Source organism: Desulforhabdus amnigena (assembly GCF_027925305.1).
Lineage (GTDB): Bacteria > Desulfobacterota > Syntrophobacteria > Syntrophobacterales > Syntrophobacteraceae > Desulforhabdus > Desulforhabdus amnigena.
Genome location: NZ_BSDR01000001.1, coordinates 1,635,385 through 1,662,148 on the forward strand (window position 1 = coordinate 1,635,385; position 26,764 = coordinate 1,662,148).

Genomic DNA, 26,764 nt, shown 5'->3' on the forward strand with positions numbered 1-26,764 from the left:
TCTCTCTCCTTAAGGGAGTTGGCGGATTCCAATATCCCATTCCACGGTGACACGGAGAGCACGGAGAAGATTTCGGAATTCCTGTGTGGTCTCTGCCTCCGTGGTAAATGGGGATTTCATGAGCGACTCACTCTCTTAAGCTGCAGACCTTTTCATCGGTCTCGAAGGAAATGAGGACAAGGACACCCTTTTTCCCATAAATGCCCTGTTGTCTGCAAAAAGAAAAACCCATGCCCGCATAAGCGGCATGGGTCCTCGAGCAGCAGAGATGAGATCGTCAGGCCATGCCTGACATATTCCTCGCGTGACAGCGCTTTTGAGCCCGGGGAATCATGAAAGATTCTCCAGTGCCCTGGCCACACGCGCAAATCCTTCCTGCAAATCTTCCATGGAAAGGGCGTAAGACAGACGCAGGCAGTGATCTTCTCCGAAAGCACTGCCGGGAACTACGGCCACATGGGCGATCTCCATGAGATAGTCGGCCAGATCGAGGGAATTTTTTATGCTGCGGTCCCCGACTTTTTTCTCGTAATAATGGCTGAAATTTGGAAAAACGTAGAATGCACCGGCCGGGGTCGGGCAGGTGACTCCAGGTAATTTTGACAGGCATTCCAGCACATAGCGACAGCGTTGTTCAAAGACCTTAACCATCTCCTGCACAACGGACTGATCTCCTCGCATAGCAGCAACGCTGGCCCACTGAGAAATGGAAGTCGGATTGCTGGTGGACTGGCTCTGAATCTTGGTAGCTGCCCGGATCACATCGGCATTCCCCACCACATAGCCAATGCGCCAACCCGTCATGCAGTAGGTTTTACTCACGCCATTGATAATGAAAGTGCGATCCCGCAGCGCTTCGCTGACCATTGCCAGGTTGCACCATTCATGGCCGTCGAAGAGAATTCGGTAATAGATATCATCCGTGATGACGGCCACATCCTCGTGTTTCAAGAGAACCTCAGCGAGGCCGGCCAGTTCGGACCGGCTGTAGTGTACGCCTGTGGGATTGGAGGGACTGTTGATGATCAAGAGGCGGGTCCTGGGAGTGATGGCACTTTCCAGAGCGTCGGGATGCAGCTTGAACCCGTACTCTTCGGCACAGGGGACCGTTACGGGCTTCCCCCCTATAAGAGACACCATCTCGGGGTACGAAACCCAGTAAGGGGAAGGAATGATCACCTCGTCGCCCGGGTCCAGCAGCGCCTGGAGCAGATTGTAAATGGCATGTTTTCCTCCGCAGGAAACCAGGACGTTTTCCCTCGCATAGGAGAGGCCATAATCGTTCCGGATCACATAGCAAATAGCGTCTTTCAGTTCATCAATTCCACTCACCGGTGTATAGCGGGTCTGCCCGTCTTTTATGGCATTGATCGCGGCTTCCTGAATGTGGAGAGGAGTATCGAAGTCGGGTTCGCCCACTCCAAAATTGACGATATGCACGCCCTGTTTTTTCAATCTCCTTGCCTTGGCGTTGATCGCTAAAGTTGCTGACGGCTGGATTCGGGCAACCCGTTGAGCCAGTTTCATTCTTTTAACCCCTCTACGTTTATAAGGACCTGTCATCACTTTCATAGTGGACAGCAATCAAATACAATCCGTGTGCCGGAGCGGTCATCCCCGCCCGGCATCGATTCCGGCTTACCATGATGCTTGAAAATTCATGAGGTGTCCGTTTCCCTACCCCCACTTCGACCAGAGTCCCCACAAGGTTTCGCACCATATGTCTCAGAAAGCCGTTGGCCTCAAAGACAAACACCAAAAGATCGGCTGCGCGATGTTCCAGTTCTGCCCGGTAGATGTGCCTTTCCGTCGAATTCACGGAAGATCCAGCTCCCATGAATGCGGAAAAATCATGACAACCCCTTAACATTTCCAGGCATTCCAAAACGGGCTCCACGCTGAGAGTCCTGCGAATGTGCCATGCAAACCCCCTCTCCAAAGCCGAAGGCACCACCCGGTTCAGGATGTGATATTCATAGGTTTTGCTTACAGCTGAAAACCGCGCATGGAAAGAATCGGGCACTTCTTCTACATGGAGGACAACGATATCGGGCGGCAGCAAGCTGTTGAGCCCACGATGAATTTCTTCAACCCTGAGAGCGGTCCGGCTATAAAAATTGACTACCTGTCCTCTGGCATGCACTCCGGCATCCGTTCTGCCGGAAGCTCTGACCCCTATAGCCCCCCCCAGCATCACTTCCAGCTGGGATTCCAACACCTCCTGGATGGTCAGCACTCCCTGCTGCCGTTGCCATCCATGGTACTGGGAACCATCATACTCCAAAACAAGCTTGAAATTGCGCTTTGGCCGATGTTCATGGCTCATGAGACAAAACTCTGACTGCTAAGTCGCTTCTCCAGGTCAAAACGCTCGCTTTCCCGTCCAGGCCTTCCCCTTTTTCAGGGTTGCCAAGGGGCCGTATCCAGTCCCGATTCTTCGGGCAGCCCACTCATCAAATTCATGTTGCATACGGCCTGGCCGGAGGCACCGCGCGTCAGGTTATCGATCACGGAAACCACTACCACCCGCCTCGTGCGTTCATCCACCCTCCACCCCAAGTCACAATAATTGCTGCCACGCACCTGAAGCGTATCGGGAAATGCTTTGGACCCGCAAAGTCTTACAAAGGGCGCGTTTGCATAAAAAGAATGGAATGCTTCGTCCACCATTGCAGGTGTGACCCCATCCTGAAGGCTTGAATAGACGGTGCTGAGTATCCCCCGGGTCATGGGAACCAGATGAGGTGTGAAAGTGATATTTATTTTCTGTCCCGCCAGGAAACTCAGTTCCTGTTCGATTTCCGGTGTATGCCGATGCTCTCCCACCTTGTAGGCCTTAAAACCTTCATTCACTTCACAGAAATGAACTCCCAGAGAAGCACCACGCCCCGCCCCCGATACTCCGGATTTGGAATCGGCGATCAATGTCCCGGGGTCAATGAGCGCTTTTGAAAGCAATGGAGCTGTGGCTAAAATGATGCTGGTCGGATAGCAACCAGGGTTCCCGACAAGCCTTGCAGTCTTGATATGTTCCCTGTAGAGCTCGGGAAGGCCGTAAATCGCCCCAGGAAGCAATTCGGGAGTCTTGTGTTTTTGATACCATGATTCATATACGCCGGCGTCGCGAAAACGGTAGTCGGCACTCAGATCCACGACCTTCAGGTTCCGCTTCAGGAGTTCCGGAACCAAATCCATGGCGGCCTGATGCGGCAGGGCGGTGAAGACCAAATCTGCTTCCGATGCCAACTTGTCCGGGTCCGGATATTCAAAGGTGAGAGAACAATGGCCTCTGAACGCGGGGTAAAATGCGTCCAACCTTTGACCTGCCTGTCCGCGCGACGTGATCATGTTAAGTTCAGCCTGGGGGTGCTGACTGAGAATCCGAATGAGTTCAAAACCCGTATAACCGGACGCGCCGGCAATGGCGACACGCACCATGATAGCCCTCGCTCAATAAATGTAGGGGCACCACGCCCCAGGCGCAACGCCCCTAATATTGGTTGTGCGGCATAAAGCACCAAACCGCCACGGAATGCACTTCAAGATATTCTGCCTGCGGATCAGGACGTAAACACTCCGACCCCATGTGGAATGCATGCAGATGTCATTCATCCTCAATCCGGTACAGGATGAAGATAATCTTAACGTTTGGAATACTGGAATCGTGCACGTGCACTGCGCTTCCCGTACTTCTTTCTTTCCTTGACCCGGGAGTCACGCGTGAGAAAGCCCGCACGTTTTAAAACTTCACGAAACTCCGGATTGTACTCCAGAAGGGCTTTTGAAATACCGTGCCGAATCGCTCCAGCCTGCCCGGAACCACCGCCTCCCTGAACATTCACAGAGACATCGAGCTTCCCATAGGTTCCCGTCAGAACCAGGGGCTGAAAAATAACCATTTTGCTGGTTTCCCGGTCGACATAACTGTCCATGGGTTTCTTGTTGATAACAACAACCCCCGACCCGGGCTGCAACCATACCCGAGCAACCGCTGTCTTTCGTTTTCCTGTTGCACTGAAACGCTGTTCCGCCATCGTTACCATCTCCTCATCTGCTTACTGCACCTTACAACGCCATTCTCTCCGGCTGCTGGGCTTCGTGGGGATGTTCCACGCCACTATAAATCTTGAGCTTTTTGATCAACTGACGTCCCAAGCGGTTTTTGGGGAGCATACCCCAAACAGCCATGCGGATGAGCCTTTCAGGCTTTTCCTGATTGAGCTTGCGAGCAGTCGTAGCCTTTACACCACCCATATATCCAGTGTGGCGGTAATAAATTTTCTTATCCCATTTATTGCCGGTTAATTGCACCTTTTCAGCGTTGATCACCACCACAAAGTCACCCAAGTCCACATGTGGTGTGAAATGAGGCAAATGTTTTCCCCTCAGCCGCATGGCGATCTGAGTGGCAAGCCGCCCCAGCACCTGATCCTCGGCATCCACCAGAATCCATTTTCGCTGATCTGCTTCAAATTTTGCGCTGATTGTTTTCATTTATTACTCTCCACCTCTAAGAAAAATGTCAAACCCGAAGCATCGTTGTATAAAAAATCTTCCGTGCCTTGTCAAGGGAGTTCGTAAAGATTTCAACACTTCTCCCCATTGATTCCTTAATCCTCTGGAGGAATCGGAACGGTAAACATGGCTCCAAACACCTGAACAAAACCTTCTCAACATTCTCATACCGTCATACCGGTGAAAGCCAGTATCCAGAGAATTTGCCGCATGGCTGGATCCCGGCTGGAAACATGCCGGAATGACATGATCAGTAAGGACCAGGAATGTTAGAGATATCTTCCGATCGGTTATTTAACTCGACATTGTCGGATTTCATCTAACCACGGAGACACAGAGAACACCGAGATTTTATTTGAAGGTCGTTCTCCGTATCCTCTGTGTCTCCGTGGTTAATGTGACGATGCCACATTAAAATGAGTTCTGAGAACTGTAGGCATATGTTCCCCCGAAAGAACCCAGGCCCAGTAAATTAATGGAAAGAGCAACCCGCTGATCTTCCTCCTCTTTTTCATATGTGAGACCAAGTCCCCAACATCCCTGTATGTATTTGATTCCGTATCCCTGCTTGTACAGCTCATCCTTGTCGAAGGAATAATCATGATATGTATTTACATATACATTGGGCATGATTTTCACACTGAATTCCGTTATGAGCTCATCGATGGGATAATCTTTTCTGAATTGATAATCCACTCGAAACAAATGCCCCCGGCCGCTGTCGAGCGTCATGATGAGATCATGATTGGCCTGACTGCTCACGGTGGAATAAAAATCCGTATCATAGGTCAGCATGACATACTTTTGAGGCATCAAATCCAACCTCATGCCAACGGAAGAAGCCCCTTCCCCTCTCTCAAAGTCAAAATTCAGGTTGGGCTCCGAAGGTTGGAAATTGAAAGCATGAAACAACTGAAGGCGCGCAAACTCATGATAGGTCGTCGCCTGATTGCCATCGGCATCCCTGAGGACGGACTTGCTCGTGAAAAAGTTGGTCACGCCATAGCGAATCTCGTTGAAGGTCTGATCCGCATCGAGTGGATCGAACTGGGGAATATCGTCCTGCCCAAGGCCCTTTGGGACATACTCATACACCACTTCCGGCCGAATGGAATGTTGCATGGCAACCACATTCCCCATATTGAAGGCGTAAACCCGGTTCAGACGGCTGCTCATTTCCAAACGCACATCGGAAAGCAGTCTTCCCTGCCATGAATTACGGTCATCTTCCTGCCAGCTCACCGAATAAGAATTGGCCCGGACCCCCACAGACGGTTCGATATCCAGATAGGATTTCCAGTGCATAGGGTAAGAAATACGGGGGAAAACATCGAAGCGGTTTCCCCGGTCCCCTTCCTGGCGCCAGTAGTTCACCCAGGAACTATCCAGTGAGTAAAAGAGGGGAGTTCCCAAAAAGCGGCTGGGAATCACTGAAAACGAGAGGGAAGGCAGTTTCTGGAGAGTGAACTCATTCAAGGAGCGGTCCAGTTGATCCCAATACCGTACATCGAGACCCAAAAGCGCGGATTCATGCCTTTGGTCCATATAAAGGCTGGACTCGCGGGCCAGGATCGTCTCGTCGTTGAGTATGCCCCGCCCAAAAAACTCACGAAACATATTGTCTGAAAAGTCAAACGAAGAGGATCCCTTTTCAAACTCCTTCAAGTAGTTGCTGTCACTGACAAGATCCAGATCCAGGCGTCCTCGAATTTCATAGGGAAGTTCAAAGGAGTGGCGGGAACGAACCCAATAACGATCCGCCGTCTGAAACGGATAGCCTTGCGCCTCAAGGTGAGACTTGTCCGCTTCATCGGAAAGATAATTGAAAAGCCAGATTCCCTCCCCCCATCTGGGACTTGCCACGCGATATTCCAAACCGCTCATCCATCCCCGCTTGGTCATGTAGCGCCCGTAAAAAGTCGCATCCATATCCTCCCGAAAGGCCCAGTAAAAGGGGACTTCCAGCTCCATCCCATTCAATTCCGAAAACCCTGCCCACGGAAGCAGGAACCCGGATTGTCTCTTCTGCTGGACGGGAAGTGCAACAAAAGGCGTATAGAGAAGCGGCACATTGCGAACCCAGAACGACGTATCCCGCGCCCAAGCTATTCCTTCCAGGTTCACTTTCATTTCACCGTACCGGAGCTTCCAGTCGGGTTTGTATGGATCACAACTGGTGATGAAACCCTGCTTCAACGCATATTCCATCGGTCCTGTCTTGTTGATGGATTGCCCATGCACATAAAAATGATTTTCCGAAAAAAAAACCATTCCCTCATCCACCGTCCCCGTTTCCTCTTTCAGGTTCCAAAGGACGTGTTCGCCTTCCAGCCAATCCTTTCCATAACGCAACCGCACATGGCCCCGCAGGTCAGCCACCTGTTTTTCCGTATCCAGCAGAGCCCAATCGGCTTCGATCGAACGGTCGCCGGAGGAGATTCGAACGTCCCCTTCCGCTTCATATACCTGCTTTTCCTGGTCATAGGAAATTTTTGCGGCACTGATATTCCATGGACCCTGTTTTGAATCCATAAATGCACCCTGATCCAGGCCGATCTTCATCGTACCCGTCGTCTCAGCAAACCCCTCCGAATCGGCAAGCGGAAAGCAAGAGATGCAGCATACAGATAAAAACGCGACGAAGATCCTGAAAACGCGGTGACATCTTATGCAGAACATCTTCCCTCTTTCGAATCGTTAGATATCCATTGCACCTTCCGCTACACCTTCTACAGGGTCGGTTCTCCAAACAACTCTTTCACCTCACCGGCAAAATAGAGCGAACCAGTAATGCAAATCATATCTTCCGGCCCAGCCAGTTCTCTGGCCTTCTCAATGGCGGAGGCGACATCGGGTATGACATAATGCTCTTTAACATAGGGCAGGGCGAGATTCTTCAGATCTTCGGCACGTGCGGCCCGGGCATACCTGGGCTGTGTGAAGATGACCGTTTCCGCCAGGGGCAGCAGTCTGCGGAAAATCCCCTGAATATCCTTATCTGCCATAATTCCGAGGACAAGATGCAGGCGCCGGTGCGGAAAACACCGCTTGAGAGCCTCTCTCAAAGACTCGGCCCCCTGAGGATTGTGCGCGCCGTCCAGAACTATGAGCGGGTTTTCTTGAAGAACTTCAAGCCTGGCCGGCCAATGGATATGGAGCAATCCTTTCTGGACGGCATCGGGAACGAGGGAAAGATCGCCCTCTCTTTCCAGTACTTCAAGGGCGGCAAGACAAAGCGCGGCGTTCCCGAACTGATGCAGACCCGTCAGATTCATTTTCAAAGAAGGCCAACGCCGCTTCAATCCCATATACTGAAAAGACCCATCGGCATTACGCCTCACACGAAAATCCCTGCCCAAGCAAAGCAGTTCCGCATGATGCCTGAGACAGGTCGCCTTGAGAATTCCCTGCACGATCGCCTGCTGTGCGCCGGTCACCACGGGAACGCGATCCTTGATGATTCCGGCCTTCTCCCGGGCAATGGATCCCAGAGTGTTTCCCAGAAACTCCTGATGGTCGGAGGAAACATTGGTGACAATGCTCACTTTGGGCGTGATGACATTCGTTGCATCCAGCCTCCCCCCCATCCCCACTTCCACGATGGCCCAATCTACTCCTTCCTCCATGAAATAGAGAAAAGCCATGGCGGTCACGACTTCGAAAAAGGTGGGAGGTTCCTGATCGTCCAGAATCCGCCGCACCTTGGCAAAAACATCCAGGATACGTTTCTGGGATACTTCTACATCGTTGATGCGGAATCGTTCCGTAAAGCGCACCAGGTGCGGGGAAGTGTACAACCCCACCCGCAGCCCGTGTTCCCTTAAAATGCTCGACAACATGGCAGCCGTGGATCCCTTTCCATTCGTCCCACCGATATGAATACAGCGAAGACGCTGGTGAGGATTTCCCAGGCGGTTCAGTATGTTTTCAGTACAATTCAGACCAAACTTGATGCCATACTTTTGGAGACCGTACAGATAATCAATGGATTCATGGTAACCGGACAAGGCCACATTCTCCCTTATATTTTCCCCTTGGAAGCTTTCAGCGAAAGGGCAAACAACAGAACAGTCGGTCTTTATTACCACAGTTCTGCAATATAAAAAATGGAGAATATATTGTGGAAGGGGATTAGAGAATGATCATCCAAATTCCGTCAAGAAAGGCTGAGCATCTTGCCGATGGCGTCCAATAGTCTTTCCCAGCTGAAAGGTTTTGAAAGCACCGGGTCGACGCCCCGATCCGAAAGATCTTCATCTTCGTATTGAGTTCCCCAGCCCATGATCAGAATGACGGGAACTGTAGGGATTTGGGTAGATTGCTTTCTTGCGCAATCACTTTTGCTTTGTGATTTTGTCCTATGTCAAGGACTGACCCCCACCGGCTTAGACAATAAAAATCATAGCTTTGATGTCGTGGCACGGCCAACACACGTGTTATGATAACGTTTTTTAGGGCAAGCGGCGTTTCAAGTTCAATCATTGCGGTTCCATCTGGATTCAGGACCACAGTCTTTCGGCAAATTGGCGTTTGTTCAGCATTGTCTCCGATGCATCGTCTATTTTAAGTAAAACAGATTTGCCAACTGGCGACCAACCAATCAAGCGAGCCAATGCAGTCAATACTTTCAAGAGAACCATCAGAACCCTCCAATGCGATATTCAATGCCTCCACCAGTCTGCCCCCACTGGGGTTGGGGTGCCACTCTTCTCGGACCTGCAACGTATTGAAACGGAGATGACAAAACAGGACGAACTGCAGTAGCCATCGTTCCACGAAGGACAAGAGCGGAATGAGTAACGATTTGTCGATGCCATTCACTTTAATCCGAGCTTTTTTCTACACGATATTTTTTCTTAAATGATTTGTAATATTGTTGTATTTTATTAATAATATCTTGTTTGATATCTTCATCAATTGTTGCTGGTGAACCAGCAGGTTTAGCATCCCAATTTTTAATGGATGAAGCTTTTATAATTCTTCCACCTGAGAAAAGACCCGGTTCAAAATCTACCCATACAAGCACAGAAAAATCTCCACTTGTGTATTTTAAAGTCTCTCTATCAACCCATTCGACATAACTGCCATCGTCAAAAGTTTTCTTTCTTGACATGTAGACCTCATTAATCTACGGAATGTATCTTATTGAAATATTTCTCCAATTTAATATAGGTTTCTCGATTGTTCTCCAAATGTTACCTTCTTTGAGTCCAACTTTAACAGCTGTACCTTTAGGTTCTGTTGACATTTGCTGAAAGTTCCACATTTTCAGATAGATGCTTGATCTGCCTCGAAGCGGTCCTTTCCGGTGCAATGCCTTATGGATTCGATCTCTACGAGAACGTTCCAATCTGAAATGTCAACAGAACCTAGGAGTTTTTTAGGTTCTGATGCAAAAAAGAGTCGAATGCTGGTTGTTGTGAAATTGCGTCAAGAAAGGCTGAGCATCTTGCCGATGGCATCCAATAGTCTTTCCCAGCTGAAAGGTTTTGAAAGCACCAGGTCGACGCCCCGATCCGAAAGATCTTCATCTTCGTATTGAGTTCCCCAGCCCATGATCAGAATGACGGGAACTGTAGGGATTTGGGTAGATTGCTTTCTTGCGCAATCACTTTTGCTTTGTGATTTTGTCCTATGTCAAGGGCTGACCCCCACCGGCTTGTGGCTACCGGAACACAACTAATGGACTCATCAAAATCGTGGTCCAGAAAAGCATACCGGTCACTAGAGCAAAAGATCCAATGCGACTTAGCCGCTTTTGGATACAGGACGTAGCATCATTATTAGGCAAGCGTGAAATAATCAATCCAATGAAGGCCGTTAGGCTGGACAGCATATAGAAGAGAAGCTGTGTGTCTTTCCCAACTGTGATATGGCCGCCTCCACCATATCCATAGAATTTATACCAAGCCCAAATAACAGCCCAAGTCTGCTCCAACAAGACAGCCCACTGGACGAATGCCGCCGTCACAACCAGGAGCGTGCCAATCAATTCTACAGATCGAGTTCTCTTACCCATATGCTGACACCCCTTTTAATATACTCTGAGTGTCCCGTAACGAGTAAGCTGCCCTGATGCAGTAGGCCAGAATTTCCACCAAGGCTTGAAGTTATCAGGGACCTTGTCCGTGTGCTGAGTGTTCTTGATTAAGTTATTGACTTTTTTCCATCCTTCCCAATCCTTAGCTGCAATGCAGCCAATTGTTCTGCCAGGATGATGTAATCTGAAGTGGCTCCTACCAGTAGCATCGTCGACATCGTCATACGGGCTGACATCCTCCTTATCGAGTCGATAAAAGTCTAAACGGCCCTGCCGTTCAAGAATGTTATACGTTCCGTAAGGAATTGGATCACCAAAAGGTTTCCCACCAGACTCAGCTAGTATGGTCACACTGTTGCCCTTGTCCAAATCGGTAATGGATAGCTGACCAGTAGATCTGTCGTAGCTGCCCAGAACAAAGAGGCCGAGTGGATCAACCGCGTTAATTGGATCATTTTGGGCATACACATATGGGTTTATCCCCCCCGCCAATCCAATCGGATCCGGCGTCAGATATCTCCCCAATTTGGGATCGTAGTATCGGTTCCAGTTATAATGCAGCCCGGTTTCTTCATCGTAATACTGGCCGGGAAATCGCAGGTTCATGGGGAGTGTTTTGCCCTTTGGGGCCGAATGCCGATCTTCCACTCCTTCACCGAAGGGCTTGTATGCCGCGTCCCAGACCAGGTTCCCCCTCTCATCGGTTGCCTTGATGGGAGTGCCCAGGTGATCCGTGTGCACATAGAGCGCTTTTCCCTTCTCCATGACCGCAAGCAACGTGCTGTTCACGTAAATGTATTCGCGTAGCGTCCTGCCGTTTTTTGCATTCGTCTCCGCCATCAGGCGGCCTTCAAGATCATAGTGATAATGGGTGGAACCCTTGATCGTTCGCAGGCCGAAACCGTTGTAGACATAGCGGCCGGTCACTTTTCGGTTTTCCGATGCTTCGATCAGCCGGTTGTTCTCCCCGTAGGTGAAGGTCCTGTTCCCCATGGAAACGATATTGCCGTTGGCGTCGTGAGAAATGTTCAAGGGATTGGCTCCGGTGATGGAGCTCAGGCGGTTGGTCCCCGGGGTGTAGAGGTAGGCATCGGTATTTTCCCCTTCACGTTCTGTCATCCGGTTGCCCACCCTGTCATAAGCATAGCCGATGGGGCCGTAGGCCCCCTCGGTATAGGCCAGCCGCTTGAGCCCGTCGTAGCTGAAGGTCTGACTTCCACCGGGTTCCATGTGGTCGGTGATCGATTGAATGCTGCCGGCGCCGTCGTAATCGTAAGAAAAATCCAGCGTGCCGACCATATTCATCTTTCTGAGCCGGTAGCGCAGGTCGTAGTTCAATGAAAAATCGAGGCCGTTGCCATAGGTAAGGGCCGTCATCGGGCCAAAGGGGCGGTAGGAGATGTTGTCGGCCAGTACGTTCATTTCCCGGTCCCGGCTGGTGACCATCCTCACCCTTCCCGCTTCGTCCAGATCGTAGTCGATTGTTCTGCCGCCCGGGTAGGTGAGTCCGGTGATCAGCCCCGATCCGTCGTAGCGGTATTCGGTAGTGTAAGTGACATTGCCTATGGTTTTTTCTTCGCGAATAAGATTGCCGAGGGAATCGTAGCCGAACGAATACGTTCCGCTCCCGTCCCGCATTCCCGTCATCCGTCCCCTGCCGTTCGATCCCTCGTCGTACGAATAGATCACATCGGGATCGTTGGGATAGTCGATTTTGGTGAGCCGGTCGAGAGCATCATACTCGTAGCGAACCGTGACCCCTTTGGCGTCCGTTTTTGAAACCATGTTTCCCGCCTCGTCGTAGCGATAGACGGTTTTTCCCGTGTCCGGTGAGACGGCGGTCAGCAGGTCCCTGAAATCATCGTGATCATAGGTGGTGACATGGCCTTCCGCGTCGGTGACGCCGATGAGATTGTCATGAAGGTCGTAGTGGTATTGAGTAATGGCCGCGCCTTCGTTGAAATACTCCACGGACTTCAAAAGCCGATCGAGGCCGTCGTATTCGTAACGGGTTTCCCGCCCGTTTTCATCCGTGAGAGCTGTCGGATTTCCATTGGGATCGTAAATGAAATGCCGGAAGGTTCCGTCCGGATGCCGCAGCCGCTCCAGCCGGTTCCGCCGGTCGTATTCCATGGAGACTTTCCTGACCACAACCCCGCCGGGATCCAAAATCTCCTCCCCGACCCGGTTGCCTTCGGCATCCAACGTGAAGCGGATTCGATTTCCCAGGGGATCTTCAATTTCCTTCAGCCGGTGTGCCCCCTCATAGCGAAAAAGAAGAGTACGGCCTTCGGAGTCCCGGCTTCGGATCAGTTGCCCCACCCCATCATAGGAGTAGTGATAAGTCCGGCCGTCGATTTCTCTCGATTCGAGCCTGCCCCCGGGGGAATAAGAGTACGAGGATACGACTCCGTTTGGGTCCCTCAGCTTCAAAAGATGGCCGCAAGGGTCATAATCGAGAAACTCGGTGATCCCAGAGGGGGTTATGATCTCATGCAGCCTTCCCCTCTTGCTGCCGTAAGAGGCTTCATTGGGATAATAGGTCAGCCGGGTGATGTCCTCGACGTCGGTTCTCGGGCCGTCTATCGTGGTGATCTGTCCTCTTTCGTTGTATTCAAAAGTGCTTGTCCTGACCTGCAGCCGGCCGTTCGCATAGCCCTTCTCAGTCTTTTGGATCACGTTGCCCGCATCGTCGTAACGAAATTCCGTGACTTTGTTCTTGCCGGGAGTATCCACTCCGCTGACAGTGACCGTCAGGGGTTTTCGAAAAACACCGTGATATGTGTAGCTGGTGGTCCGCTCGACTTCACTATCCTTTGCCTCCGTTTCGGAGAGGATGTTGCCCGACTCATCGTAAGTATAGGTGGTGTGATGCCCGCCCGCATCGCTCACGCCGACAAGCTTATGATCTTCCCCATATTGAAAGATTCCGTAAGGGCCGCAGGTGGAACAGCGCCCTCCATTTTCCGAAGCTTCTTCAATGCGGGTTATATAGGCCATGCCGTCTGCGGTTTCCCGGGTGTACACGGATTTTTTGCCCAGAGCGTTCGTAACGAGGATCTTATCGCCGCCGGAGTAGTCCACATCGATGTGATTTGCCCTGCCCGGTGAGTCCACCCAAATGGCCCGGTCTTCATTGTCGTACCCGAAGGTAAGCCAGCGGCTGCCATTTTCATCCACGACTCCGGTGAGGTTGTGGCTGTCGTGTGTATCTTCATATAAATACCGTCTCACAGAGGGATTGCCCCCTGAAGGATAGCTCACGGAAATGAGATTGGGATTCGGGTCGAGAGGATCATCGTAAGTGTAGAGGTATTCTCCGCCTCCGGGGTCGGTTACTTTCCTGATTCGCACGCCGTCATATTCGAAACGGATAGATCTGCCGAAGTCGTCCGTGACCGAAGCGAGCCTGCCCGCCTCGAATTGCATGGTGAGCTTATTGCCGGGGGCGTCTCTGATTTCTAGAAGTTTCCCGTCCAGGCCGAATGTGTAGGTGATCTGTTCGATGGTATGGAACCGAAAGAGGCCGTCCTCCCTGGTGAGGGTATTGTGAACCCCTTTTGGAGGTGTAAACGTCCCGTCTGCTTCTTCATGGAAATAGATGATCCCCCCGCCTTCCCGCCTCACTCCAACGGGATTGCCGGGAATTATCGACATGTTGAAATTGTGTGTCCAGCCGTGCCCGAGGGGGCCGCAATAGCCGGTCCGGCTGTTGTAGGTGCGTTGGAAGGTGAGATTCAGCCGGGAATGGATTCCCACGGCGACGGATGCGAAATCCGTTTCTTCCGAATAGACATTGCCTGTGGCGATATCGATGGGTTCCCCGGCGTTGTTCTGACCGCGGGGAGGCCCGTCTCCCTTCTGAGGGCCGGGGCCGATGTTCTCGTCCTGCCTACAATCCGACTCGTCTATGGCCTGATCGCAGTCGTTGTCGCGCCCGTCGCATATTTCCGGAGCTCCGGGGTAAGTGTGCGGATCGTTGTCATCGCAGTCCTCGCAGGGCGTTCTGCAGGAACCGGGTGCATAATGGCCGTCCCCGTCCGCATCCTCGCTCAGGCCTTCATCCGGTTCCTCGTTGCAATTATTGTCTCTGCCATCGCAGATTTCTTGTGCTCCGGGATGAACTCCGGGGTTTTCATCGTCGCAGTCGTTACCTTGTGGACAGTCATCAGTCTTCTCATCATATCCGTCACCGTCTCTATCCTGGCAGGCATCCACGACGGTGATCCTCGTTCTGTCGCTGCATCTGAATTCGGAAGGTTCTTTTTTGTAGGTGGCCGTGACCCAGAATATTCCTTCCTGGAGCCCAGTGAAGGAGGCGGTGCATCCCGCGCCGTTGAGTCCCGGGGTTTGCGACCACGAGCACTCTCCCCCCGCAGGGGATGCGGCCGCCTCCAGCAGTATGGTTTCTCCCACGGGAACCGTCTTGGAACCCAAGATATCTACGGTACAGTCCCCCCAACCAAAGAGGGTATTCGGATGAATCAAAAGGATCAAAGCAAGGCTCAGAAAAATGTTTTTTTTCATCTGGGATCGGCCAGTCTTTTTTCCGTCGCCTCTTTCCAGAATTGAGATTGCACCTTTGCAAAGACTTCACTCGCCTTTTTCATATTTCCCATCTTTTCATATACCAGGCTGAGTTCAGAGAGGGCGTAATCCGTGTCCTTGTTTTTCGGGTAGAGTCGCAGGAAATTTTCAAGCATTACCGCAGCATCATGATACTGCTCATTTTCCTTGTAGATCTTGGCAAGCCAGAGATACGCCTGCGATTTCATGTATCTCATGCTCTTGCCTGCGTCGCTTTCGTCACCCTGTTCATTGAAATCGTTGAGCATTGCCTGTGCAGCATTCTCTGCGATTGTGTACTGCTCGAGTTCATGAGCCGTCCTGGTGATTTCGAGGTAGGCCTTGAGGGCTTCCTCTGATTGGGGCTGGTTGTCTATGACCTGCATCGCAGCGGCATGCCCCGTATGGAACACGGCTTCGGCCATCTGATCCATTCCCTTGAATTTCAGATCTCTGGCGAGATCCAGTTGACTGCGGTAATCGGAAACGCCGTTCACCCAGTCGGCGGCCTGTTTCATGAATTCCTTGGACAGCGTTTTGTCTTTCTGCGAAACATAACAGTCCACTATCCTCTGGCAGGCCTTTTGAACAAAGTAGGTGTTTTTCGGATATCTCTTAATATACATCCCATAGTAGTTGATAGCCCCGGAGTAATCCCTGGCCCTCTGAGCCTCTTTTGCCAGAACGAAAAGAGCGCGTTGGGAGGAAGTCGAATCTGGGTGATCCTGCACGATGCCTTTGAGGATCTTGAAAGATTCCTCTCTGTCGCCGTATTTGAGGTGGAGCATGGCGTATCTGTAGATATCCCTGTCGTCAAAATCGCTTACGGGCAGGCAGGCCATGCGGCTGAGAAGATCTGTTGCGGCGCTGGGGTTCTTTTTGTCCGTGTAGTATTTCAGGAGGCGGCCGTACGTTCTCAGTACGGCCTTGGTTTGAAGGGACGAGTAGGGAGCATCGATGATTTTCCATTGGATTTTGAGCGCTTCACCGGTTTCCCCATACCTGGAATAGATGAGGGAGAGCTTTTCCTGGTCTTTCAATTCAAGAGATTCTTCCCGACAATTTGCCCTCAAATGGGTCAGCACCTCTTTTATCTTCGGAGCTTCCTTTCTCATTGCGTGGATCTTGAGCATCCGGTCATAAACCTTCAAAACGGATTTTGTCTGGTTTGGATCATTGGAAGACCTTTTCAACATTTCTCCGTAGATCTGCAGGGCCCGGTCAAAATCACCGGATTTTTCAGCCTGTCGGGCTTCATCTAATGGATGCGCTTGAGCAGAGGAAAAGCCTGAAAAAATGAGAACAAACAGGATAAAAAACAAAGTGATTTTCACCTGCATCACCGGCTCCTTCGGGGAAGGTTTGAATGCCCAAGGAATTCCTTTAAAACTTCAACACTCTTGTAGTTTACACTTTGAGCCGACCGATCGAAGTGGTCCCGCGCATCGCTGCCGGCCTTGTCGGAAATGATCCTGATGAAGAGGCATGGAATGCCATTTTGTATGCATACTTCTTGAATTGCGGCAGCGCCCATGTCCACTGCCGATGCACTGAATTTCTTTCTCAGCCAATCCCTCTTTTCCTTCGCTGCAACGAATCGATCGCCGGTCAAAATCGTACCGTAGGCGTATCCCCTGGAAGATGCCCAGCCCCCGGCTTCGGCTTCCGCAGGCTTTCCCAGTGTCGGTGGGAGTTCCCATACGTCCCCATAGGGCTTGGTGACTCCGAAATCATGCTGAAGGGTCCTTTCTGAGACGACCACGCTTCCAACTTCAAGGGATGGATCGATTGCGCCTGCAAAACCAATGGATACGATCCTATCCACATGGAACCGGCTCGCCAGAAGCTGCGCTGTGATGGCATTGTTCACCTTTCCCATGGGAGAGCGTACCAGGACGACTCTCTTGCCCTCCATAATCCCCCTGTAGAAATCCCTTTCAGCCTCATGGAATCTTTGTTCTGTTTTCATGTGGCCCAGGGCTTCCTGCAGTTCTCCCTGAAGGGTGCAGATCAGGCCTATGTCCGCGGAGGCGAGGCGTGGCACCCATAAAGTTAAAATGATCGCGAAGATGACAGCGGAGGATCTCAAGCCGGCCATGAAATCCGCTCGAAACCGCTGAGAAGTTTATTCCCTTTTTCCCTGTTCACCATTCTTACAAAACTTATCCTGCCCCGAAGCGAGTTCTTGAATCGATCGAGTTCCGATACCCCCCATCTTTTCATCTGTTCCTGGATGTCTCCATTCAAGCAATTGTGAATAACGGCCCGGAGGCGTTTGTATTCGTCTCTTTGCGTATTTATCTTCCTGTTCACAACTACGCCGGTCAGCTTTTGCCGTCCTCCCTTTCTGGCAATGGCCACCTTTTTCTCGTTCACCTCGAATCCTTCGTCTTCGATGATGTGCCTGAAAAATGGAATCCATCTGTTGAAGGTCGGGTCATTGGAAGAAAAGGCGAGGTCGTCGGCATATCTCGAATAATGGAAATCCATCTTTTGGGCGAGGCCGGCAAACCTTCTATCCATTCTTGAACTCACGATATTCGACAGGTAAGGGCTCGTAGGTGCGCCCATGGGCAGTCGCCCTTTGTAGGTCGATAGTTCCGTCAATGCCTCAGCCGTCCCTTCAGGGTAACCAAGGTCCAGATACACCCCTTTCACCCTGGCAAATGTTATGGAAGGGAAAAAATCCTTGATATCCATTTTGATGATTATCTCTTGTCCCACATGGTTTTGGGCGTTGCTCACGATGGATCTTCCCCTTCGAAAACCATTTGCACAAGGGTGAACGAAGACCTTTTCAAGGATCTCGGTGAGTATCCCTTTTTGTATTGCCTTCAATTCGGCTTTGGGAGCGCAAATATGCCTTTTGCCGCCATGGCTTTTGGGTATGTAGAACGAGTGGTAATAGCTTTCCTTGTTTTGAATGAGGCGGAGCAGGTTTTCCTTGTCGAGATCCAGGAACCGGGCCAGGTGCGCGATGTTGAATATGAAGGGAAGGTTCCGATCTAGCATCATTTCCGCGTAGGAAACCAGGAAGGAGAGGCTTCTCGGATCGATATGCCGATTTTGGGAGATGAATTTCCTGATGGCGGCCTTGTTTGTCGAAAGGGTGAGACTGTCGCTGTAAAATTCTATCTCTTTTGAGCGCTTGAGACACAACCGGGTGTAAGCGCCAAGGAGGTCGATCAGTTCAGGGGCAGTGCCGGCCCGTTGGTTGATCTCGACCAGGTTTGAAACGAATTCTTCATGGGAACATTCCACTGCCCGGCCTCCAATTCTTATAGTATGTCATTGTTTTTAAAATGGATGAGATCGGTTTCTGTTTGAGGCTTTCCCGAATAAAACCCGGAACCCAGGAACGCTTTTCACGGGGATGCCGTTTCCGATGACTCGACAAGGTCACATTTGGCATAATGGATTTTGCTTGAAGACCGTTCCCTGAACGTTTGATGATCATTGACGTGCAAAATCAGCGGATTGGCCTGAAATGCGACGCGGTCGGTATTTTCAGCTTTTTACGAACAATGACTCTTCGCTCCAGCTTCAGTGGGAGGAGAGGTCCAGGGATCCTTCTTACCGGAATCACCCGTTGCCGACCGCGATCACGCGGTCGGCCTGATTGTTTCAAATTGCGCGGATAGCGTAACACTATCCCAGCCTGAGGCTGTCTAAGAAGGATGCCCTAGAAAATGAGGCTCTCCAAAGCCAAAAAAGGTTTATCCGTTTTGATCGTAAACTCGGGATTGGGAAACGGTATTTGAAGACAGCGAAATCCCTCTGTACAGTCGCGGCAACCCATCTCCTCCGTCATTCCGTATCCACAGCTGGAACATCCAGCCGGAAGAAGGCTCAGCGATTTGCACCTCGGGCAGGTCGAACTTCCACTGGACGGCATGACGGGAAGCAGCACGCCTGCAATGACAGCCCCGGAAACCTTTATGAAAGTTCTTCGTCTCAAAATGATCCCAATCTCTTATGATGTTGCTTCCTCTTGCATCAAGCCGGATTTGCCTGAAAAGCGCATCAGTTGAACAGTTGTATCGTCCGATTCGAAAGTTTTCTTTAGGAATTTTTGAGGTACTGATGCAAAAAAAAAGAGTCGAATGCTGGAACAATGCAGCATTGAAGCTGAACTTGTAAGCCCCAAAGATTGCAATGGCGTGGTGCATTCCCTGGATGACACGGCCAACAAATTGACTGTGCTCGCAGGACTATTAGAGACCACCATAAGAGGGGACACCCATGAAATTATGTGCTATTCCAACAGGATTACCGGAAATTATCGACATGTCGAAATTGTGTGTCCAGCCGTAGCCGAGGGGGGCCGCAGTAATCGATCCGGCTGTTGTAGGTGCGCTGGAAGGTGAGATTCAGCCGGGAATGGATTCCCAAGGCGATGGATGCGAAATCCGTTTCTTCCGAATAGACATTGTCTGTGGCGATATCGATGGGTTCCCCAACGTTTTTCTGACCGCGTAGGGGCCCACTTTTTGATTTTGTCCTATGTCAAGGGCTGACCCCTGTTGTTGCGAAATTGCGTCAAGAAAGGCTGAGCATCTTGCCGATGGCATCCAATAATCTTTCCCAGCTGAAAGGTTTTGAAAGCACCAGGTCGACGCCCCGATCCGAGAGATCTTCATCTTCGTATTGAGTTCCCCAGCCCGTGATCAGAATGACGGGGACTTGGGGATTTTTTGATTTCACCTCCCGGGCGACCTCCCACCCACTGATTTCCGGCATGCCGAGGTCCGTCAGGACGAGATCAAAATCCTGCTCTTGAATGAGTTCAAGCGCCTTCTTTCCGTCATCGGTGGCAGTGACCTTGTGCCCCTTGAGTCGAATCATATCGCGAAGGATTCCCAAAATTTCCTGATCATCATCCAGGACCAGTATCCGGTGAGAACGGTCGGTGCCGTTTCTTTTCGAATCGGAAATGACCTTCCTGGCTGTCTCCCCTTTGGGAAGGGTGATGATGAAAACCGTCCCCTTGCCGGGCTTGCTTTTCACTTGAATCTCTCCACCACATCGGACCACCAGGCTCCATGACACACTCAGCCCCAGCCCTGAGTTTCCGACTCCCTTTGTGGTGTAGTAAGGATCAAAGATTTTTGAGACCACTTCCTTGCTCATCCCGATGCCGTTGTCGGCCACCTCTATCACCACCGAATCCTTGACCGATTTACAGCGCAGGGTGATCGTACCGCCTTCCGGCAGAGCATCGATGGCATTAAAAACAAGATTCGTCAGGACTTCCCGTAAATCCGATGCATGAATGGCGGCAACACAGTTCGTCTCCAGCTCCATCTGGAACTGAACGGTATGTCCATATTTCTCCATGCCGTTCTTCCACTTGGGCCGCGTTAATTCCACCACATCCTGAACGGCTTCAGCCACATCCACTGCATTCAACGCTCCGCGCGTTTCCCGGTCTCTTTCGGTAAATTTCTGCAACCTTCTGATGGTATGAGAACCGTCATGCACCGCCTTTTCTATATTTTGCAGGCGAGAGCGTACGTCTCCATCCGTGGTATGGAGCAGGAGCAGCTGGATATGTCCTAAAACGGCCATCAGGAGGTTATTGAAGTCGTGGGCCACACCTCCCGCCATGGTTCCCAAAGCGACCAGCTTCTCCGTTTGCAGGATCTTTTCGGCAAAGGCCTTTTTCTTGGTCATATCGGTGATCATCAGGAGATACCCATTCACCGCACCTTGATCATCGGACAATCGAACCAGGTGAACATCGGCCAGGTAGACTTTCCCCTCGCAATTAATCAAAGAAATATCTGTCAATTCTTCCTGTTCAGACCCTTCCATTTTCTTGAGTATCTTCCCCCAAATGGAGGAGTCCTGGAAGAGAACGGCGGGTGAGCGCCCGATGATTTCCGTAGCGCTTTCTCCATGCAACCTTTGAAGGCTCGCATTGATTTGTACGACAGACCCCTCGGGATCCAGAAGGCATATCCCCTGGGGAGCCAAATGGATGGCCCGCTCCAGCATCGAACTCCTCTCCAACGGGAATCCATCCTTTGAAACAGTACGTTCCACAAGTCTTATCGGCGGTGGCGGTTCCTGAACGACGGCACCCTCGCTCCGCAATCCGCCCCTGTGACAAACTCCCAGTAGAATATGTCCGATCAATCTGCTCAATATTTCCCAGTTGCGCTTGAAGGGGGTTGAAAAATGGGTAGGATGCCGGGTGCTCAAGGTCATTACGCCCACCTCCAGCAGAGGCAGGCACGCAACGCTGACAGGCCTGAAAATGAGGTTCGTCCCGACAAGAAATGAATCTTTTACCTCCTCGATAAAAACCGCCTTCTGTGTGGAGTAGGTCTTCTCGGCCAGATCCTCCAGCAGAGCACAAGTCAAATGCCCATCTCCATTCGAAGGAGGTTTCTCATCCAGCAGATCTTCCAGGCTGAACCCACCCGCCGTAGAGAGAGCGCCCTTTTTGTGATCCCAAACAAGAATGGAGCAATTTTCAAAACTGCTTTCCTCGATAATGACCTGCGCAAATCCCCTGCACGTGCTCTCCAGGCCTTGCTCACCCGACAATACTTCTTCAAAACGTTGGATCATCCCGAGTATCTGAGTCATGTCCTCTCGCAGGGATTCAAATCTTTTCAGCCCCATCTCGATCACACCCTTAGGCAAGCAATCCATCGGTCCTCTCCGCTTATTTCAATAAGTTCCATATCTGATCCACTTCCGACCAAATGGCGTCCAGCTCCTCTCGATACTCTTCCCATTCTTCTTCGGTCACACACAAGTCACTGCAATAGAAAAGAGTGACATCGTCATTCAGAAATTCCGGATATTCCCTAGAGTTGCTCAAAACATCCGCCAGATAAATCATTTTGACTTCAGATTTATAAGAAGGAGCGCCTTCTGGGGCATGGTGAAATTCCAATACTCTTTGAAACACTTCGGGCAATCCCCACTTCACAGCCAGCCATCGCCCTACGACAGTATGTGTCACTTCATAGGCGGACTCGGCGCACCACATGGGGATATTTCTCATTTTGGAAAGTTTCAGAATAAAATGATAATGGTCACTCAGGTAGGCGGCCATGATCACCTGACCAAGGTCGTGGAGAAGCCCGAGAGTATAAGCCTCCGCCTTACTGATCCAGGGCCTTTTCTGCGAAATCAATGCCGCGACACGACCAACAACGAGCGCATGTTTCCAGAAGGTCTCTCTCTCGCGCGCCTTCAGCGGCATCTTTCCTGAAATCATTTCCCTGAGGAGCGTACAAAGGCAAATGGATCGAACCTCTTCAAACCCCATCAACACCATCGCCCTTGCAAGTGTAGAGATCTTTCCTCTAAACCCGTAGTAGCTGGAATTGGCAATACGCATTATTTTGGCCGATAAGGTCTGATCATACTGAACGATACTCTCAAGTTCCTTAATGGAAGCGACTTCATTCTGTATGACTTCCAAAAGGCGTTCCAATGAAATGGGCATGGGGGGAAAATCGTTGATTTGAAAAATTCGATATCGAATTTCCTTTTCGTCCAATTGAGGTAAGGCCATTCCAACTTTTTCCTCTGATGGTTATTGGCGGGAGCAAATCAACCGGATATCCGTTTCATATGAAAAAAAGCTCATGGTTCATAGCTCATAGCCCGTAATAACATCGCTTTCCAAGAGCGTTTCCTGCTCTCCCTATTGCCTTATGTCTCTTTGCCTTTCCATTTTTTGTTGTGACTATCCCGGTCATGGAAGTTCATATGAAGGCTTATCCACTTTTGTAGGCTATTAGTCGGCACTTATTCCATCACCCTTGAACGATTTGGTGAGATTTATTGCAATATTGTCACATTAACCACGGAGACATGGAGGATGCGGAACAGCACCACTCCATGCGGACCACAGCGATTCCAGGGAAACGGGATTCGGTCGCAGAAGCACAACCGGAACCAGCCGATAGACTCTCCCTGATCGAGAAATCTCTACTTCATCCAAGGCGGCATGAAGAGGAGAGATTTTTTTGACTTATTGCAAAAAATTTAGGAACGAGATTTTATCCCGAATGGCAGGAAATAATTCTTGCTTTCAGTTGAAACGAAGTAGCACAAAGTGATCCGGAAAGCGATAAAAATGTATGCGGTTTTGATGGAAAAAAAAGAAATTTGGATATTTCTTTCGCCCTATTTCTTCCTGCTGCAGGGAAAGCAGAGCAATTCTATCTCGCTTCCTTTTTCTTCGAGATGGATCGTGGTGATTGTCGCACCGCAGCGTTCGCATACGAGGGGGTCCATGCGGTAGGTGACAGGATTCCAGATGAGGCGGATCTGACGGCGCAGTTTGCGATGTTTGACCTCCACCATGAGCTGCACAACGTCTACGAGCAAGCGTGTGGCAGCCCTTGCGGTCACATTCACCTGCACCTGGTACTTCTGTTCCAGGTCCCGGATCTTGCGCTCCATCTCCAGGGGAAGCTCCCGGATCTTCTCCGTCCTCTCCCGACGCTGCATGTCCGTGAGGTTGGGGTGGGCAAGACTCGCCTCCATTTCGCTTTTCAGGGCTTCGTAGTATTCGCGGGTGTTCTTCACGTCCCGGTGCAGACGGCGCTCCATGCTGCTGAAAAAGTCGGCAAGCTCCCTCTGGGTGGCTTCCCTTGCATGGATCATGGCACGGGACAAAGCCTGATCCAGGTGCACCGGAAAATGCGGAGGAACCCTCCCTGCTGGAAAATAGACGGGATGAAAATCCTTCCATTGCTCTTCCAGTCCTTCCACCGCCGCCCCGCTCCCCTCATGGATCCCCACCTGCACAAGCCCTTCCTTTCGCTCGTCGCTCAACGCCACGTAATGGCACACGAGCACCATATAAGTGGCTCTGGCCTCCGCCCGGCTACTCACACGCACCGCCGCATTGACCCAGGTGAGGTCGGTTTCGATAAGCTGATCGAAACCCGCCTTCTTGAGATAAGGCAGCTCGATCTGCCCGTAGACCACCGGGATGTCCCGTGTGGCGAGAGCGATGAGCCGATCCAGGAGAGGACTTCCGTAGAGCAGGGGCATCTTTTCGTCTCCCAGCCGCACTTCTTCCGGAACATCCAGAGCTTGGGCCAGATGAGCCGGCAGGAGGACAAGAAGCCGTTCTCCCTCCTGTTCGATGACCCCGCCGCTCTTTTCCAGAACGTCCGCCGCAAAAGAGAGCAGCTCCGGGTCCGCCGTACCGGCAATGCCTGTAACGGTCTCGTTGTTCGCACCTGTATCGCTCATACGCCGAAGTCCTCCTGAAAGAGCTTCTCATCGAGTTCCCTGCTCTTCTCGTAGGCGGACCTGGCCCGTTTGAGCCTTACAGCCAGGGCATCGAAGGCCTTTTTGCGCTCGGCCTCATCGGGATGCTTCACCCAGATCTCGTAGACCAGGTCGCTGAATTCCTCCTCTCCCTGCAACCGCCCGAGAATCATATCCATTTCCCCCACCACGAGCTCGAACATGTTGATCTTGCGGTCGAGCACATCGAGGATATGGTCCTCGATACTTCCGGACGCACAGAAGTTGTAAACCTGTACCTCCTTTTCCTGCCCGATGCGATGGATGCGGCCGATACGCTGCTCGATTTCCATGGGGTTCCAGGGAAGATCGTAGTTGAGCATCACGTGGCAGAACTGCAGGTTGTGCCCTTCGCCTCCCGTTCCGGTTGCCAAAAGGACCTTGCGGCCCCCTCGAAAAGCCTCTATGGCTTCCTGCTTCTGAGCTGCGGTGAGACTGCCCTGGAAGACCACATAGGGGATCTTCCGGGCACGCAGGATTTGTTCGAGATGCTCCAGTGTGGCGGTATAGTTGACGAAGATGATCTTCTGGTCGGGCGATGCATTGAGAAGCTCCACGACATTCGCCGCCTTGGCTCCCATGGAGATCCGCCTTCCCATGGCCAGGAGTTCTGCCACCCGTTCCGGTGCCTCCCCCTTCTGCTCCATCCTCTCCAACATACGCAGGGCCGCAGCATGAGAAGATCCCGCCGCTTCCAGGAGCTTTCGCAAAGTGAGCTTCGAGGACCCGGAAGAACTCCCCGACGCCTGCTCGCTCACAAACCCGCTGACGGCCTGATAGAACTCCTCCTCCGCACGGCTCGGGGCGATGCGCACCGTTGTGGCAAAGCGCGGGGGCAGGTGGAGCTGCGTGACGGAGCGGGTGTTTCGCACCATGACTTCCTTGAGAAGGCCGCGCAGCTTTTCCCGGTTGCGCGGGTCCGTGGGGTTGCCCTTCGTGACGAACTCCTCCTTGAAGGCCTTCTGCGTCTTGAGATGTCCCGGACGGAGGAGGGTGACCAGGTTGTAGAGCTCCTCGAGACTGTTCTGGACCGGTGTTGCCGTGAGCATGAGGAGAAACGTCTTCTGGATGGCGTTCACCAGTTTCCAGTTGAGAGTGGTGCGATTCTTGACGTGATGGGCTTCGTCGACGATCACCATGTCGTAGGTGCGCGCCGTCACCGTCTCGAAGTGGCGCCTGGTTTTGGCCGTCTGGATGGAGGCCAGAATGAAGGGCTCCTTCCAGAACCGGTCTGGGTCTTGCTTGAAGAGTGGATCGTTTGTGGAAACAAAGGGGATGTCGAACTTGTCCCCGAGCTCCCCCTGCCACTGGTGCACCAGGGAGCTGGGAGTAAGGATCAGGGCCGAACGCACCAGGCCCCGCATCATGTACTCTTTGAGGATGAGCCCCGCCTCGATGGTCTTCCCGAGCCCCACCTCGTCGGCCAGGATGGCCCGGCCCCGGAAGTTCTTCATGACCTTCCGCGCCGTCTCCTCCTGGTACCAGAACGACTGGATGTTTCGAAGAGTGGGCAGGCAGATGAGCTGATCATAGGAGGTGCGAAAGGAAAACCTGTAGGCCCTCAGGGCAAGTTCGAGCGCTGCAGGATCACTCCTTTGGCGGGCTTCGATGGCCTCCAACACCGGTTCCTGGTGCGTATCGAAGACAACCCTGAGCCTGGGGAGACTTTCGGGGACCGGCGTTTTCGCTTCCGGGGCCGCCTTTTGCTCCTGAGGAGGGGGAGCGGAAGATTTTGCGGATGTGGCTGCAGACTCTCGATGCGGGACTTTCCCTGTTGTTGCAGGAGGAGTTTTGCGCGCTTTCGACTCTTTGGCCCGGGTTTTTTTGTACATCTCCCTGCTGCTCAGCATCATTTGAATGACAGCATGCTGATAGAGTTTCGTGACCTCATCGGCCTTTTGGTGCGGCAGGCTGCCGGTCAGCCCCGGCGATTTTTGCATGAGGGGTCTGAGAACTTCCACCGCCTTCGGGTAATTCTCCTCGCTCACATAATACTCTCCCAGCAGCATCAGATGATCCTTGCGGGTCAGCACGCCGGCATTCCAACCCTCTTCCAGGATCCTGTGAAATGCGTCCATATCCTTGAGCTGGTACGCGCAATAGATCGCCATGTGTCTTGTATCGTCGTCGGCAGGCTGGATTTCGAGGATCTTGAGGCTCCACTTGAGAGTGGCTCCATAGTCCTTCGCCTCGTAGGCTTTGTTCATGAGAGAACGATACTCGGCCGTTTTTTCCTTTCGAGCCGCCTCTTCGACCGCTTCCCTTCTGGCTTTCTCCCTTTCCTCGCGATCTTTTTTTCTCTTCAATTGACGATCAATGGCCATACAAATTCACCCTGCATCCGGGCATCCCAAC

The 26,764-nt window shown here is 51.7% G+C and carries 18 protein-coding genes; all 18 read right to left on the reverse strand.

Going from position 1 to position 26,764, the window contains the following annotated elements; translation table 11 throughout:
• Positions 1–330: 330 nt before the first annotated feature.
• On the reverse strand, positions 331–1,527 hold the full coding sequence (locus tag QMG16_RS07070) for a pyridoxal phosphate-dependent aminotransferase (protein WP_281793270.1): 1,197 nt from the start codon (positions 1,525–1,527) through the stop codon (positions 331–333).
• Between the two features lie 19 nt (positions 1,528–1,546).
• On the reverse strand, positions 1,547–2,326 hold the full coding sequence (truA, locus tag QMG16_RS07075) for a tRNA pseudouridine(38-40) synthase TruA (protein ID WP_281793271.1): 780 nt from the start codon (positions 2,324–2,326) through the stop codon (positions 1,547–1,549).
• Positions 2,327–2,400: 74 nt separating this feature from the next.
• Positions 2,401–3,438, reverse strand: coding sequence for an N-acetyl-gamma-glutamyl-phosphate reductase (gene argC, locus QMG16_RS07080; protein ID WP_281793272.1), 1,038 nt, complete (start codon positions 3,436–3,438; stop codon positions 2,401–2,403).
• A 203-nt stretch (positions 3,439–3,641) separates the two neighbouring features.
• Positions 3,642–4,034, reverse strand: a complete 393-nt coding sequence (rpsI, locus tag QMG16_RS07085) for a 30S ribosomal protein S9 (protein ID WP_281793273.1) — start codon at positions 4,032–4,034, stop codon at positions 3,642–3,644.
• Positions 4,035–4,065: 31 nt separating this feature from the next.
• Positions 4,066–4,494 carry a 50S ribosomal protein L13 gene (gene rplM, locus QMG16_RS07090; protein ID WP_281793274.1) on the reverse strand — a complete coding sequence of 143 codons (429 nt, stop codon included), beginning with the start codon at positions 4,492–4,494 and terminating at the stop codon, positions 4,066–4,068.
• A 432-nt stretch (positions 4,495–4,926) separates the two neighbouring features.
• Positions 4,927–7,047, reverse strand: a complete 2,121-nt coding sequence (locus tag QMG16_RS07095) for an LPS-assembly protein LptD (RefSeq protein WP_281793275.1) — start codon at positions 7,045–7,047, stop codon at positions 4,927–4,929.
• Between the two features lie 197 nt (positions 7,048–7,244).
• Entirely contained in the window at positions 7,245–8,522 is a 1,278-nt protein-coding gene (locus tag QMG16_RS07100) for a bifunctional folylpolyglutamate synthase/dihydrofolate synthase (protein ID WP_281793276.1), read from the reverse strand.
• An 815-nt stretch (positions 8,523–9,337) separates the two neighbouring features.
• The gene (locus QMG16_RS07105) at positions 9,338–9,628 is read right to left on the reverse strand and encodes a hypothetical protein (RefSeq protein ID WP_281793277.1); all 291 of its coding nucleotides are present in this window, start codon (positions 9,626–9,628) and stop codon (positions 9,338–9,340) included.
• Between the two features lie 552 nt (positions 9,629–10,180).
• The gene (locus tag QMG16_RS07110; RefSeq protein WP_281793278.1) at positions 10,181–10,534 is read right to left on the reverse strand and encodes a hypothetical protein; all 354 of its coding nucleotides are present in this window, start codon (positions 10,532–10,534) and stop codon (positions 10,181–10,183) included.
• A 15-nt stretch (positions 10,535–10,549) separates the two neighbouring features.
• The gene (locus tag QMG16_RS07115; protein WP_281793279.1) at positions 10,550–15,082 is read right to left on the reverse strand and encodes an RHS repeat-associated core domain-containing protein; all 4,533 of its coding nucleotides are present in this window, start codon (positions 15,080–15,082) and stop codon (positions 10,550–10,552) included.
• On the reverse strand, positions 15,079–16,461 hold the full coding sequence (locus tag QMG16_RS07120; RefSeq protein ID WP_281793280.1) for a tetratricopeptide repeat protein: 1,383 nt from the start codon (positions 16,459–16,461) through the stop codon (positions 15,079–15,081). Before QMG16_RS07120 ends, QMG16_RS07115 begins: the two co-directional genes overlap by 4 nt.
• A complete protein-coding gene (locus QMG16_RS07125; RefSeq protein WP_281793281.1) occupies positions 16,461–17,219 on the reverse strand; it encodes a 5'-methylthioadenosine/adenosylhomocysteine nucleosidase in 759 nt (252 codons plus the stop codon). Before QMG16_RS07125 ends, QMG16_RS07120 begins: the two co-directional genes overlap by 1 nt.
• Positions 17,207–18,382, reverse strand: a complete 1,176-nt coding sequence (locus QMG16_RS07130; RefSeq protein WP_281793282.1) for a retron St85 family RNA-directed DNA polymerase — start codon at positions 18,380–18,382, stop codon at positions 17,207–17,209. The genes QMG16_RS07125 and QMG16_RS07130 overlap by 13 nt, the downstream gene beginning before the upstream one ends.
• A 1,008-nt stretch (positions 18,383–19,390) precedes the next feature.
• On the reverse strand, positions 19,391–19,570 hold the full coding sequence (locus QMG16_RS19560) for a hypothetical protein (RefSeq protein ID WP_373878722.1): 180 nt from the start codon (positions 19,568–19,570) through the stop codon (positions 19,391–19,393).
• A gap of 90 nt (positions 19,571–19,660) precedes the next feature.
• Positions 19,661–21,781 (reverse strand): PAS domain-containing hybrid sensor histidine kinase/response regulator, encoded by a 2,121-nt coding sequence (locus QMG16_RS07135; protein ID WP_281793283.1) that lies wholly within the window; start codon positions 21,779–21,781, stop codon positions 19,661–19,663.
• 13 nt (positions 21,782–21,794) lie between these two features.
• Positions 21,795–22,655 (reverse strand): HDOD domain-containing protein, encoded by an 861-nt coding sequence (locus QMG16_RS07140; RefSeq protein ID WP_281793284.1) that lies wholly within the window; start codon positions 22,653–22,655, stop codon positions 21,795–21,797.
• Between the two features lie 617 nt (positions 22,656–23,272).
• Positions 23,273–24,352: a hypothetical protein gene (locus QMG16_RS07145; protein ID WP_281793285.1), complete on the reverse strand. Its 1,080-nt coding sequence runs from the start codon at positions 24,350–24,352 to the stop codon at positions 23,273–23,275.
• Positions 24,349–26,733: a DEAD/DEAH box helicase gene (locus tag QMG16_RS07150; protein WP_281793286.1), complete on the reverse strand. Its 2,385-nt coding sequence runs from the start codon at positions 26,731–26,733 to the stop codon at positions 24,349–24,351. Before QMG16_RS07150 ends, QMG16_RS07145 begins: the two co-directional genes overlap by 4 nt.
• Between the last annotated feature and the right edge of the window lie 31 nt (positions 26,734–26,764).